The following is a 14,027-nucleotide window of genomic DNA, read 5'->3' on the forward strand; positions in this document are numbered from 1 at the left end:
CTGTGGAATTTCTACTTGATAGCTGCATAAATTGATGAGTGAAAGTGAGAATTCTATTTCATCATTTTTTGCTCTTATTTAGCGACAAGTCTAATGAAGTCGTCACCCGAAAAGCAGTACGCAACGATAAATTCTAATTAAAGTCATGATTTAAAGTCAGGTAGGTTTTCGACCCATCCGCAACGACTAGATTTCTCGGATCGCTGAGATAGCGGCTAATCGGAATATCTGCAACACGATCGCCAATTGTCACTAGCCCGCGATCGTAAGGACTTTCCGTGTGAAGATATTCACCTTCAAAAGTCAGGTTTGTCCGATCACCAATTTTCCAAGCGAGTACAGGAGCAATAAAAAATCTTTCTTTGTTTACAAAGTCGCGGAAACTTCCAGAATTTTCGTAGTCAATGTTGAGACGATAACCCAATTTTCCGTCCTCTGTCAGTGGACCAGAAAAATCTAATGTGGGGCGATAAAAACTATAGCTACCTGCGGTAAAACCTACATTGTAGTAGGGTGAAGCTAATGGCTTCTTGGTTATCAAGTTGATGATACCCGAAGGTTCCAAGCGTCCAAACAACACCGAAGCTGGACCTTTGAGGACTTCAACTCGCTCGATATTAGCGCTGTCTTGATCGGAGAAATAATCGTCAGGATAACCGTTTTTGTAAACGTTAGCATCAAATCCCCGAATTTTGTAACTTTGTGACTGACCACCATCATTGTTTGAAGTTGACACACCACTGACATTACGGACAATTTCGTTGAGACGCACTGCACCTTGATCTTGAATTACGGTTGCGGGGATGACTTGAATCGACTGGGGAATATCGCGTAGGGGAGTATCGGTTTTAGTTGCAGTTGATGCATAGGCAGGTCCAACACCCAATACTAGCAGTGCACTCACCATCAACGCCACTTGTTGCAACTGATTTCTCATCACACCATACCAAACCTGACAAGTACTCTCAAGAAGAATACTGGATAAACTAGTGTGATTCAAAGAAATTTTGAACGTGATACGGACTTTTTTTGAACGTTAACCGGACTTTTTCTGCTGCATCTGATATTCTTTAGGGCTAAGACCAAACTTTTTCTTAAATGCGGCTGCGAAGTAACTACGATTAACAAAGCCGATGCTATACGCCACCTCAATCACTTTCATTTCCCCACTACTGAGCAGTTGGCGTGCTTTCTCCAGGCGATAGTCATGTAGGTAGGCAAAGGCAGTTGTACCAAAGACTCGACGAAATCCTTGCCTAAGACTACGTTCATTTAATCCTACTTTTCGCGCTAATTCCATTAATGATGGTGGATTGTCAAGATTTCCTAGCAAAATATTTCTGGCGTGGTGAATGCAGTCAACATGTTGCAATTTCAATTTGGATGGCAGTTGTTTACCTTGCTGTGCTTCCCTTTCCTCTGCGATCATCAGTGCCAACAGTTCTAGAGCTTTACTTTCTAGATAGATCCGCTTGGTCATCCCCCAGTAAGGGCAATGCAGAATTTGCTGGGCGACTAAGAGCATTGCAGGCGAGGTCGTTTCATATCGGGTATGCGGTTGTTGGGTTGATTGCCTGAGCAGATGCTCCAATTCTGGTGGAATTTCTCCTGACGCATTGCCTGCAAAGGAACAGAATCGCTCCGGCGACATCCAGGCATCGACGATCGCAAAGGGCTGCCGTGCTGAAGTTACCATGATTTCGCTAGATAATGCACCACCGCTAGAAAGAATATATTGTCCTGCTCCACCAGCACTATTACTGCTGCTGTGGACATCCCGACCTTCATAACTCCCTGAAAGACAACAGCCATAAAATAAATAATCATCTCCACGTTCCGAGGCTTTGATCGCTAAATCTTCATGGAGTTGATGTTGAGCGATCAGCAGTCCCAATCCTTGTTGTAGTTCGATGGTTCGGCAGTATCCTTCACCAAACTGGGATGGATACTGCCAAAGAATATCAAATTCGTCAGCAGGATCGTAACCTTGTTTGGTCTGTTCTACTTCAAAAAAAATATCAAAAAGGTTATGTCGCGATATGTTAATGGTCATCTTTGCAAACCAGGCGATACTCTTTCGAGTCACTTCGTGAACGCAATATTTGCAATAGTTTCTCATGAAGTGGGGTGAAGCGTCTGTGCTTTTGTTAGTCTGCCTGAGTAGTTAGATAGTAAAAGACATGATAAAGGCGACCCCCTGTTCCAGCAAGAAAAGTGCGTAGGCGTAGCCCGTCGTAGACATCGCCTTTATCTATCCCCAAATATTGAAGTACAAAACTCAGAATTTACTTAGTGAGTAATGTTGAGCGCAGATACGTAGTGCTTGTCGTCAGACATCGCCTAAACTGAGTGATAGTTGTAAATTAAAGTATTTAACTTATGACTATTAATATTAAGCCTGAACACAAGCAATTAATCAGAGCGCAAATTGCTATTAGTAAATTTACAAATGCACAGAAATATTTCATCAGATTGGGAGAGGAAATCGCGGTGTTGGTGCAAGTTCCTGAATAGATGCGATCGCATAAAGTCTGCGGCATAGCTACGCTTAGGGTACAGCCCAAGCTAGAGAAGTTACTCCTAAAAAGTATCGCTCCTTCACTATAGAACCCTAAACCAAATCCTAAATCCTTCAAATTTCCTTGTTGAATTTGATAAGTGTTCCACAAACTTGCAGAGTGACGAGGCGTGTTAGTGAATCGATTGCCAACAGGAATTATATTATCTTTACTCACGAAGACATCGGTATAAGCATAGGCAGCAATAATATTCCATCCGGGCAGAATTTCACCTGATAGATCAAACTCGACACCCCTACTTTTCACCTCTCCCGATAAAACAGAAAAATCTAAATTTGCTGGATTGGGATCAGCCGTTGGTACATTCGTCTTCGTAATCTCAAAAGCAGCTAGAGATGCAGCAAACTTGCCAAAATCAAGTTTGACACCTGTTTCGTACTGGGTGGCTTTTTGCGGTGAGGGAGCAGAATTGTCTACCAGGATAACACCAGTGTTTGGATCGAATCCCTGTACAAACGAAGCATAAAGAGACACAGATTCTGTCGGTTGGTAAATAAGCCCGACTCTCGGACTAAAAGCAGAAGAGGTTTGACTTGTATTGACTGGAGTTAATCGATTAGAGGTTTCTTGTTGATAATTGTCATAACGTCCGCCAAGTACTAGCTTCAAGTTGTCTGTAAATGCAATTTGATCTTGAAGATAAACACCGTAATTTGTGTTGGTTTCATCGCGGTTGAAGGTTGTACTGAAAGTGTATCGTCGATTGTCAAACTTATTAAAAGGATTGCCAAAACCGCCTGACTCTACCAGAGCGCGAGATATGGGAATGGGAGCGATGTTTTGTCCAATGACAGGAATGGAGTCGATACTAGTCGTACTGGAATCGGTGAACTCGAAATCAACTACTAAGTTTGTGTTGCGAGAAATCTTCCACTCGATGGTGGGTGTGAAAAAATAGCGCTCTGAGTTGGCAAATTCTACAAAACTGTCTGCTCTGTCATAAGAGCCGATAAATCGATATAAAAGCGTTTTCTCAGGATTCAAAGGTCCAGAAATATCGAAGGATGGATGATAATAACTGAAACTCCCGGCTTGAAAGCTGAGATTGTAGTATGGCTTGCTCAGAGGCTTTTTGGTAACGAGATTGATAATTCCACCAGGGTTCCCTTGACCGAAAAGCACAGAAGCAGGTCCTTTTAAAACCTCGATTCGTTCCAGATTATCTAGATTGAAGTTGTCAAAGAAATTGAGAACTGGACTGCTATTTCTAAAAAAGGTGTTGCTGCCGGAAAAGCCACGCAAGTAAGTATTAGTGTTATTTCCAGTGAAATTGACTGCATTGACACCACTCGTGTTTTGCAGCACATCCGTTAGATTGGTGACAGCGCGATCCTCAATCAGTTGGCGTGGAATGATTTGAATAGATGCAGGAATGTCGCGGATTAGTGTGTCAGTTCTTGTGGCAGTTGAAGCATCAGGCACGCGATAGCCATCTTGCTCACCTGTCACCACTAATTCAATCGGCTCATCGCCAGAAGTTGATGAAAGACTAGGCTGAGTCTGATTTTCAGGTTTACCAACTTGGGGTGTTTGTTGTTTCGGTGGTTGTTGGTTCTGTTGCATCGAAGGTACAGCACTGGCGACAGAGAAGACAAGACCTTCATTTGGACTATCATACAACTCGACAACTGGCACACTTGCCTCACCTTGAACTATTACTCGGATAGTGTTTGCATCAAAATTTGTTACCGTTATCTCAGTAATACCCGCAAGTGGTTTTTGTGAGCGAAATGTGAATGCATCGCCACTAGGCAGCCGTAGTTGAGCATTGGGAACATCGACAATGAAGCTATTACCAGCACTGCGATTTACTAGTTGTAATTGTTCGCCTCTTGTTGTCTGTAAAATTATCTCTACACCTTTATCGGTGGGATTTGCTTTCACTCCAGTAACTTGCACAGCTTCTGATATTGGCGACTGCACTAACATTTCGGCGCTAGTGAGCGGAAGTTTGAGTTCGCGGATACTAGGGATATTAGCAATCGCAGATTTATGCTGTTGCGTTTGTGCTAACCCAGCTTGAATACCCAACACGAATAATGTACTTACCATCAACACCACTTGTTGCAACTGATTCATCATCACTCCGCACCCAACCAGATTTTCCAAATACAGCTTGCTAGTTGATAATTATTTGTATCTAACTCTATGTAGGAGAATACAAGAATTTGAGCGATCGCTGCAACTTGATATTATTTTCTCTGATTAAGACGAATAGTTAGTGAGTGCGCATCGAGATATAGAATCGTTGTTTTCAGAAAAAGATCAGACTTGAATTGCTCTTAGCTTGTTTGTTTCAAAAATCATCATTGCCAGTAAAAATAATCCTATGCGCTAGTTTCCAGGAGGGAATTTAAAAAGCGATGTCTGGCGACAAGCCAAGAAAGTCTACGCTCTTTTGAGGTAATGCGTAGGCGTAGCCCGCCGCAGGCATCGCCCAGATAATTGAAACACTTCAACTCAAACCCTCAGAATGTAATAGAGATAGAACCTACGACGGAAAAAGGAGCGCCAGGAAAGACACCTCCTGCACGAAACTCTCCTGAACCCGTGTAGTAGTCTATGTCGAACAGATTCTGAAAGTTTAGCTGTGCTTTCCAATTGTTCTGACGATAAAAGATAGAGGCATCTGTACGGAAGTAACTAGGAACCTCGAAAGAATTAGCTAAATCTCCTGCTTTCTCGCCAACGTAGTAAAATCCCAAACCAAATCCTAGACCCTTAAAATCTCCCTGTTGAATCTGATAGGTATTCCACAAACTGAAAGAGTGACGGGAGACATTGGCTAATCGATTGCCAACCGGAGTGCTGTTATCTTCACTCACGAAAGCGTCGTCATAGGCATAGGCAGCGATGATATTCCAACCCGGCAGAATTTCACCCGCTACATCCAACTCCACACCCCGACTTTTCACCTCTCCCGTCAAAATGGAAAAATTTGATTCGTTCGGATCGGTTGTGGCAATATTTGTTTTCGTAATATCAAAATATGCCAGGGTCCCAGTCAACTTGCCAACATCAAGTTTGATTCCGATGTAACCGTACTGTGTTTGAGACCTGGCTAGAAACTTGTTTGATTCCGGTCTTGCGTCCGGGTGAGTGGGGGAAGAGTAGATAATGCAACGTTTCATCATGGCGGTCGGATTGCCCAATTAATTCAAGCCGCAGGGTGTCAGCTAGTCTATTTACCGCCCTGCTCCCCAGACCTCAATCGGATTGAAAAGTGTTGGGCATGGTTGAAAAGCAGAGTTCGCAAGCTGTTACCCAAATCGGATCATTTACGCGATGCAATTGAAACCGTTCTTAAGCAAGCAGCGTCCTAATGAAAATGGCTACGGCTATATAAAGCGTTCCAGCATTGATAACAGGTTGGGCGGTTTGCTCAGAGGTGAGGACAACCAACAGGTTATTGATCATAGAAGCTTTGCGCTCATCATCCAAATTAACCATTTGTTCAGTACTAAGACGATTCAACGCTTCATTCACCATCCCCACTGCACTCTCGACAATCTGCCGTCGCGCATCAATTAAAGCTTTTGCTTGCTGTCGTCGCAGCATCACTTGAGCGATTTCTGGTGCATAGGCAAGATGCGAGAGGCGTGCTTCAATCACTTCTACACCCGTTACTTCCAAACGGGCTTGGAGTTCTTTTTGCAAAGCGTGAGCGATTTCATCAGGAATTCCTCGCAGTGAAGGGGCTTGTGTTTCATCTGAACTGTCGTAGGGATATCGAATGGCTAAAGACCGAATGGCGGTTTCACTTTGAATGGCGACAAATTCAGAGTAATCATCGACTGCAAACTTTGACTTAGCTGAATCGAAAACCTGCCAGACAACAACCGCCGCAATTTCAATCGGACTTCCTTCGGCATCATTGACCTTAATTTGGTGTTGCGACATTGCTCTTGGTGATTTCGTATGCCGCTAGGGTTGCTGTCTGTCTGAAAAATGGTGATAGTCAGTAGTTGGGTAGTGTAGTTTGATCAGCAGTGTCTTGAAAGTACTTAAAATTGCCACGAAATCGTTCCCTGCACCGTAAACGGCGCACCAGGAAAAACCCTCGCCTGACGGTAAGCGCAGCTGGGCATTGGGAATATCAGCGATAAAACTATTACCAATACTGCGATTAGTAACTTGTAACTGCTCACCTTTGGTGGTTTGTAGAATCACCTCTACACCTTTGGCGGTGGGATTAGCTTTCACTGCCGTCACTTGTACAACTTCTGCTGAGGGCGTGTTTGGCGGTGCAGGCGACTGCACAAGCTGTTGAGCGCTGGCGATCGGATGCTCTATTAAATGACGAATCTTTGAAGTTAGCGCGGATTTTGACTTTTCATTGCTTGGTTTAACCTCTGCCCATCCTGGTGAAATAGTTACAGCACTCAGGCATCCCGTTATCAGTGCCAGCCATAGATAAACACTATTAGGAAACCGCCAACGCTTCATGACAAATCCTTACACACCTGTTCACAAAATTTTGCTTATTAACATACCTTGCAATCCCCCAGCAACACCGAAGGATGACTTCAGTAAAAAATCTTGATTATTGCAATTATTTTTTAGTTCTAAGTGAAACAGAGTATACAGAAGAGTTGGCAATAAAGTCTACTCAGAAACGGCTTAAGATCCCGAAACGGACTTCTTGCCCACTAAACATTTCCCTGGTGTAATGCCGAACCTACGTTTAAAGGCAGCTGCAAAGTGTCCCAAGTTAGAATAACCGACCTTGTTGGCAACCTCAGCAACAGAGAGATTGCCTTGCCGCAATAGTGACTCTGCCCATTCCATACGCTGATTGGTGATGTAGCTAAATACAGTTGTGCCAAAGAGTTGCTGAAATCCACGTCTCAGGGTACGATCGCTCACTCCTACCAACTGCGATAATTCCAGCAATGACGGCGGATTCTCTATACGAGAGTGCAAAATTTCTCTGGCATGATGAATCCGAGCGATGGTTTCTGCCTTCAGTCGTGGCGGTCTTTGCACTCCACCTTGATCCACCAGCATCGGAGTTAACTGCAACCTGATCAGTTCCAGCACTCTCACCTGCAAATACATTAGCTTCTGGATTTTGCAAGCTGTTCAGTTTAGCTTCTGCCCATAATTTATCCCACTCTTTTGTCGTCAGAATAATAGTCATGGTTAGTAGTAATAATAATATTTATCATTAATTGTAAGTTAGTATGGCGTTAGCAAAGCTTAGGGTTGGTATCGATCATGGCAGTTTTCCCCTCACCACACAAGCCACGCGCCTAAATTTTTTTGTAACTCATTCTTAATAGCTGGCGATCGCACAAACCCATCACTAGCCGTTACCAACATTGCTGAAGAATATTTGTCAGGCAAAATCTTACCTGACAAATATTCTTTGGTGTAATGCCACACTTCAAGTTACGATAAATCTTACTTATTGAGAGCATCTACACCCTGATGACAAGGCCTGCCGATGTCAGCACCAAAAAATTAATTAGCCTTGCACCCGATAACTGGGTAAGATGGGTAACGCAGATTTCTGATGTCGTTGCTGAAGAAATTTTAAGTGGCGAATTTCAGTGGATTAGCCGGGAAACTGATGTTTTAATGCGTGTCAACAGTCCCCAACATGGAGAATTTCTGCTTCTTAACGAATTGCAATTACGCTATCAATCCAAAATGCCACGTCGGATGCGTGCATACGCTGCACTTGCGGAAGAAAAATATAACTTGCCAACATACCCTGTTCTCATTAACATTCTTAAAATTGGCAACAACGAAATACCCATAAGCTTTACATCAAATATTGCTGGATTACGGGCAATACAAGATTATCGAGTAATTAACCTGTGGGAAGTTGATGTCAATATTGCTTTTCAACAACCCTTACCATCTTTACTTACGAAGTTCTGATGCCTGCGGCGGGCTACGCCAACGGAGGAAACCTCCGCTCAGATTTCTCGCCCTTTGTGCCCATTCTTAAAGGTGGTGAAAATGAATCTACTATTAGAGAAGCATTGCAAATTCTCCATGCTAATGAACAACTGAACCAGCTGGAAACGGTCTTAGCTTTTTTTGCTACGTTTGTTTTAGAAACTGCACTCGTTCAAGAAATCATGAGGTGGGATATGGTTGTGTTACGTGAGTCGCCTTGGTATCAAGAAATTTTACGCGAAGGAGAAGCACGCGGAGAGGCACGCGGAGATCTGCGAGGAATACTTTCTAGTATTGAAATTAATTTGGAGTTAAAATTTGGCAACAACGGGTTACAGTTAATGCCACAAATCACGGAAATTAATGATATAGAGCGCTTGAAGACAATTTTACGGAATGTTGTAACTGCAAATAATATTGAGGAATTACAACAGATTTTGTAATTTCAGTAGATAGTTAGATATCATTCATTTCCTAAATAAGCTTCAATGACAGCCGGATCATTTCTGACAACTGCAGGTTCACCCAAGGCAATTAATTGACCAAAATCTAATACAGCAATGCGATCGCACAAACCCATAACCAATGGTACATGGTGTTCAATAAGGATGATTGTCAAATTGAAGCGATCGCGCAGACTACGGATAAATTCACTCAATTGCTGCTTTTCGTTGGGGTTCATTCCCGCCGCCGGTTCATCGAGAAGTAAAATTTGCGGTTCTAATGCTAAAGCGCGGGCAATTTCTAGACGACGCTGATCGCCGTAGGCAAAGTTTTTGGCTTTTTCATTACAGCGATCGCTTAATCCCATCAAATCCAATAAATCTAAAGCTTTCTGCTTAGTTTTAAACTCTTCACTAGGCGCTGGTGGTAATCCAAAAACACCTGTAATCATATTACTTTTAGTGTGTAAATGTCGAGCAATAATCACATTTTCTAATGCGGATAATTCTCCAAACAAGCGGATATTTTGAAAAGTCCGGGCAATACCTAAAGCAGCAATTTTATGAGGACGCAATTGAGAAAGTTCTGCACCTTGATAAACTAATTTACCGCTAGAAGGTGGAATGAAAGCAGTAATCAAATTAAATAGTGTTGTTTTGCCAGCACCATTAGGGCCAATCAGTCCAAAAATCTCATGTTTATTTACACTAAAAGATACATTATTTACCGCCACTAAACCACCAAAGCGACGAGTCAATGCTCTTGCTTCTAAAACAATACTGCTGTTAGTTTCTGGAATACTATGTGACATTTTTGCATATTATTATGAATAGTAAGACTTATGCAAGAACTTTCTAAAACTTTTCTTACTTTGCGCCCTTTGCGTCCTTTGCGGTTCGTTTTTCCATGATTTTATGTCTTTGAAAAATATCTGGAGTAATTAGCCCTTGGGGAAAAAAGATTGTACCTATTACTATTAGTAAGCCAAAAATAATTAATCTTCCATCGCGCAAAAATTGTGCTAACCAATTAGGTAAACCACCAGTATCAGCAAGACTTCGCAGAATCTCTGGTAAGGCTGTAAACACCATACCTCCAATTACCGGCCCTAAAAAAGTTCTCGAACCACCAATCAAAACAAAAGTTAAATATATAATACTGGAATCAAAAGTCCCTTGACGAGCATTCCAGGTATTAAGGAAGTGGGCGCTAATTGCACCTACAATTCCTGCAAGTATAGCCCCTAGTGTAAACGCTAAAACTTTGTAATAGGTGGGATCAATTCCCATTGCACCCGCAGCTAATTCATCTTCGCGGATAGCGATAAAAGCCCTTCCTACACGGATGCGTTCTAAACGATAAAGCAGCACCATACTAATTAATAATAAAGGCAGAGCAATCCATAAATATTCAATTTGTGTTTGAAAAGGTTGAGGAATGCCAAAAATTCCGACAGCACCGCCTGTAATATCTAAATTGAGCGAGATGACGCGCAGAACTTCCACAAAAGCGATAGTTGCGATCGCTAAATAAATTCCTCGCAACCGCAACGCTGGAATTCCGACTGATACACCCAACAACCCAGAAATCACACCTGCAATCAACATCTCTAATAACAACAATGGAATCGGAAATAAACTACTGCTAGATGTTAAAACTTTTGTGGATAAAATTGCGGCAATATATCCACCTAAAGCATAAAATCCAGGACTAGCTAGAGACAATTGTCCTGTCATTAGCGGTAAGTAAAGCGATAACCCTAGTAGCGCCCCCAATACCATAGAGACAATTAAAGAAGCGTAAGTAGCTAAAAAATCAGTCATTTTCAAACATTATGATTAAGTTTAATTAAACTATTGCTATTCTCACCTATAGGAGTCCTAAATCATTTGTAAAATATTTTTGGAGTTGGTTGTCATTAGTCATTAGTTATTTGTCCTTTGTTATTTGCAATTACAAAAGTTAATTTTTATTTGGTGTATGTTGTGTATGTTTTCATGGCGCTACGTTTCTTTAAACTTTCTGAATAAACCGCCGTCCTAACAAACCTTGAGGTCTAACTAATAGCATGATAAACAAAATTCCAAAGGCTACTGCGTCTTTATATCCGGAGAATTCAGCAGGGACAAACGCTTCGACTAATCCAATTAACAAACCTCCTACCACTGCACCGGGAATACTACCTAAACCACCTAAAACAATTACCGCTAAACCCCGCAAACCAAAAGCAATGCCGAAATATGGCCCTGCAATACTAACACTAGAAGCGACTAAAGTTCCTGCTAATCCTGCTAAAAAACTGCTGATGAAGAATGTTAGGATGATAAAGCGATCGCTATTAATTCCTAACAAACTAGCTGTAATTGGATCTTCTGCGATCGCTTGCATTGCCTTACCATATTTAGTTCGATTGATAAAATAGGTAAGAATTGCCACAATCACCACTGATACAGTAAAAATTACCACCTGAACACTGCGAATCGGAATTGGGTTTTCTGAACTACCAAAGTTAATCGCAGGTGGCAAATTACCATAAGTATTTGCAGGGTACGTGTAACTTTCCGCGCCTATTAAATACTGGATTAAATTCACAATTACCACTGCTACCCCCAAGCTGGAAACAACAGTTAGCAAGGGATCGGAGCCTTGACGGCGCAAAGGTTGAAAAGCAACACGTTCCATCACTACCCCTACTAATCCCGCCAAGGTGCTTCCTAAAATCAAGGATATAGCAAATGGTAATTTTATCGGTAAGACTGCATTAGCTAGTAAGCCATTAAATCCAAAGTTTCCACCCATAAGTGCATAAGTGAAATATGCACCCAAGGTAAAAATCGCGCCATGAGCTAAATTTATGATGCCCAAAATAGAATAAACTAAGGTATATCCCAAGGCAAAAATTGCATAGACGCTGCCAATGGATAACCCATTTAATAATTGCTGTAAAAAGAGATTAATATTCATCTAGCAACTATTTTAGAAATGTGAATTTACCTTGACTTCCATCTTTTTCCATTTTGATTTGGGCAACATAGAAATCTTTTTGCACAACTTCACCTGTGGGAGTAAAACCAATTTCACCTAACGGTGTATTGTATGCTCCTTCAAGTATTTGTTTGTTTAACTGCGTTCGTAATTCTGGTAGCTGTAGTTTGTTGATTTTGCTCTTTTTATCTAAAGATTGCAGTGCTTCTACATAAACCTGCACTGCTGCAAAAGCTTGGGCGCTAAATTGGGGTGGTTCTTTTTTATATTCTTCAATATAGGCTTTACGAAACGTCGCGTTAATTTCACCTGGATGTTCTGGACTGTAGGCTTGAGCAATCAATACCCCATCACAAAGTGCTTTACAAACTGGGAATAGATTTGATGTATTTAGACCATTTCCACCGACAATTAAACCTTGATAACCTAGTTCCCGCAATTGCCTAACTAAATTACCACCATCAGCAGCCAAACCTGAAATAATTACCAAATCTGGTTTAAGATTAATCGCATTGGTAGCTTGGCTTTGAAAATCTGTGTCACTGGTTTGGAATTTTTGTACTGTTACTAATTCCAGCCCTTGATCCTTAACTGTTTGCTGAAATATTTCCGTTTCTGACTTGCTAAATGCATCATTTTGAGCATAGAAAACTGCAACTTTTTTCAGTTGGGGATTTTGCTTAAGTGCAGCTTTGACAGAATTAGGTGCAACAATGGAAACTGGTGCAGAAACACGAGCAACATAATCACCAATTTCGGGAACATTTTTAGCAGTATTTGATGGTCCAATAATTGGTACTTTTGCCCGTTCGCCAATGGGATCGGCACTAAAGGCTTGCTGTGACAAAGTTGGGCCGACAATTCCAATAACTTTATCTTTATTAATTAGAGTTTGAAAAGCGTTAATTGCTCCTGCTTCATCACCACTCGTATCTTGAAATACTAATTTAATTGGTGTGCCATTAACACCACCTTTACTATTGAAATACTTCTGGGCAAGTTTAGCTCCAGCAACTTGCTCTTGGCCGAGTAATGCCACATTGCTAGTTTGGGCAACACCAATACCGATGGGAATAGCACCTGATAATGTGCCCGTTGTCGCTGGGGTATTGGTTGCAGTGTTATTTGGGGTACTATTTGGACTATTAATTGGAGAATTTGTCACTGTGCTAGTGCCACCACCACAGCCTGTTAGTAGCAAAGCGCAAGTTGATAATAATGCTGTTGTCCGAGCGATCGCGTTGTTCATCGTTGGATAATCATCTGGTTATGAGATATTCGGCAAAAGTTAATAGTAAATTTCATAATCTGCAAATAAAATGACGCAGATTTACACTTTTGCACGAATTCTATTAAATCATTCTTATTTCACCATGCAAAGAGAAATATTCAAAGTGTTTGTAAATACAAATTATAATTAGCCATAATTTTACCATTCCCAGGTACAACTTGGGAATCGTTAAGCGTGAGCGCTGTCAAGTGTCAGATGTTCGAGTCAAACTTAGGTATCTGAAATCATGCAGCCGATTAGGGACAGAGTATCAAACTAAGTTGATAGATGATTTGTTCAGACATAAACTCTGGTATAAACAAACTTTTACCTGTAAAGCACTTTTTGTTAATAGTGGCCCATAGTTACAACAGTTTTTCTCTAGGGTGAAGGATTAGTTTGAGACATTGGATAAATGCTCTCTCCATAGTTGTCCCCTTCTCCTTCTTTAATAATTTGAGATTGTTTGAGTATTATGCAGGTAAAACTTATTAACCCCTTTTTTCACTACCAGCTAATTCCTTAGGTTCGTAGTGACGACAACCATTACATGGGCCTTGGGGATTGACAGCACAACGCATGTAGCCAGATCGGGCATTAAATTTGCAGCTGATATCGCCAATCAGATAACCTACCCCTTCTAAATAATAGCGATCGCCTTCCACAGGTCTAAGGTTTTGCCGTCCCTGTACCACTGGAAAATTCCTGGCTGCTTGCCTCATCCGCAAGCGCGATCGCTGGGTTTTACGGATCATCCACAGGGAAAACAGGGACGGTAAAAAACCAATGGCAATCACTAAAAGTGCTTTTAACACCTTCTTTTTACCTCTTTTAGGCGCTGA

Annotated in this window: 12 protein-coding genes and 3 pseudogenes; 2 read left to right on the forward strand and 13 right to left on the reverse strand. The window is 41.6% G+C overall.

Features of this window, described 5'->3' with window-relative positions; all coding sequences use genetic code 11:
- Nucleotides 1-133: 133 nt before the first annotated feature.
- The 4 genes from V7K56_RS34070 to V7K56_RS34085 form a co-directional block, all read right to left on the reverse strand.
- Nucleotides 134-937, reverse strand: coding sequence for a TonB-dependent siderophore receptor (locus V7K56_RS34070; RefSeq protein WP_334918108.1), 804 nt, complete (start codon nt 935-937; stop codon nt 134-136).
- Between the two features lie 99 nt (nt 938-1,036).
- Entirely contained in the window at nt 1,037-2,053 is a 1,017-nt protein-coding gene (locus tag V7K56_RS34075) for a helix-turn-helix transcriptional regulator (RefSeq protein ID WP_334918110.1), read from the reverse strand.
- Nucleotides 2,054-2,372: 319 nt separating this feature from the next.
- The gene (locus tag V7K56_RS34080) at nt 2,373-4,661 is read right to left on the reverse strand and encodes a TonB-dependent receptor domain-containing protein (RefSeq protein ID WP_334918112.1); all 2,289 of its coding nucleotides are present in this window, start codon (nt 4,659-4,661) and stop codon (nt 2,373-2,375) included.
- Nucleotides 4,662-5,047: 386 nt separating this feature from the next.
- Nucleotides 5,048-5,587, reverse strand: coding sequence for a TonB-dependent siderophore receptor (locus V7K56_RS34085; RefSeq protein ID WP_334918114.1), 540 nt, complete (start codon nt 5,585-5,587; stop codon nt 5,048-5,050).
- Between the two features lie 26 nt (nt 5,588-5,613).
- Here V7K56_RS34085 and V7K56_RS34090 point away from each other — a divergent pair.
- Nucleotides 5,614-5,902 (forward strand): annotated as a pseudogene (locus tag V7K56_RS34090) (transposase); the annotation flags it as partial.
- On the opposite strand, the gene V7K56_RS34095 reads toward V7K56_RS34090, so the two are convergent.
- The 4 genes and pseudogenes from V7K56_RS34095 to V7K56_RS34110 form a co-directional block, all read right to left on the reverse strand.
- Entirely contained in the window at nt 5,883-6,479 is a 597-nt protein-coding gene (locus tag V7K56_RS34095) for an SPFH domain-containing protein (protein WP_334918116.1), read from the reverse strand. The pseudogene V7K56_RS34090 and the gene V7K56_RS34095 overlap by 20 nt on opposite strands.
- Nucleotides 6,480-6,626: 147 nt before the next feature.
- Nucleotides 6,627-7,025: pseudogene (locus V7K56_RS34100) on the reverse strand (AMIN domain-containing protein); the annotation flags it as partial.
- Nucleotides 7,026-7,199: 174 nt separating this feature from the next.
- Nucleotides 7,200-7,619: a helix-turn-helix transcriptional regulator gene (locus tag V7K56_RS34105; RefSeq protein ID WP_334918118.1), complete on the reverse strand. Its 420-nt coding sequence runs from the start codon at nt 7,617-7,619 to the stop codon at nt 7,200-7,202.
- Between the two features lie 192 nt (nt 7,620-7,811).
- Nucleotides 7,812-7,964 carry a hypothetical protein gene (locus tag V7K56_RS34110; protein ID WP_334918120.1) on the reverse strand — a complete coding sequence of 51 codons (153 nt, stop codon included), beginning with the start codon at nt 7,962-7,964 and terminating at the stop codon, nt 7,812-7,814.
- Nucleotides 7,965-8,009: 45 nt separating this feature from the next.
- Here V7K56_RS34110 and V7K56_RS34115 point away from each other — a divergent pair.
- Nucleotides 8,010-8,929: pseudogene (locus tag V7K56_RS34115) on the forward strand (Rpn family recombination-promoting nuclease/putative transposase).
- Between the two features lie 20 nt (nt 8,930-8,949).
- Here the strand turns inward: V7K56_RS34115 and V7K56_RS34120 are convergent.
- The 5 genes from V7K56_RS34120 to V7K56_RS34140 all read right to left on the reverse strand — a co-directional run bounded on the left by V7K56_RS34120 (nt 8,950) and on the right by V7K56_RS34140 (nt 14,000).
- On the reverse strand, nt 8,950-9,741 hold the full coding sequence (locus V7K56_RS34120; protein ID WP_334918122.1) for an ABC transporter ATP-binding protein: 792 nt from the start codon (nt 9,739-9,741) through the stop codon (nt 8,950-8,952).
- A gap of 55 nt (nt 9,742-9,796) precedes the next feature.
- Nucleotides 9,797-10,753 carry a branched-chain amino acid ABC transporter permease gene (locus tag V7K56_RS34125; RefSeq protein WP_334918123.1) on the reverse strand — a complete coding sequence of 319 codons (957 nt, stop codon included), beginning with the start codon at nt 10,751-10,753 and terminating at the stop codon, nt 9,797-9,799.
- Between the two features lie 190 nt (nt 10,754-10,943).
- Complete coding sequence (locus tag V7K56_RS34130; RefSeq protein ID WP_334918125.1) at nt 10,944-11,894, reverse strand: branched-chain amino acid ABC transporter permease; 951 nt, start codon at nt 11,892-11,894, stop codon at nt 10,944-10,946.
- Between the two features lie 7 nt (nt 11,895-11,901).
- Nucleotides 11,902-13,164: an ABC transporter substrate-binding protein gene (locus V7K56_RS34135; RefSeq protein WP_334918127.1), complete on the reverse strand. Its 1,263-nt coding sequence runs from the start codon at nt 13,162-13,164 to the stop codon at nt 11,902-11,904.
- Between the two features lie 512 nt (nt 13,165-13,676).
- Entirely contained in the window at nt 13,677-14,000 is a 324-nt protein-coding gene (locus V7K56_RS34140) for a DUF6464 family protein (RefSeq protein ID WP_334918225.1), read from the reverse strand.
- Between the last annotated feature and the right edge of the window lie 27 nt (nt 14,001-14,027).

It is taken from the genome of Nostoc sp. (genome assembly GCF_036917535.1).
Taxonomy (GTDB): Bacteria; Cyanobacteriota; Cyanobacteriia; order Cyanobacteriales; family Nostocaceae; genus Nostoc.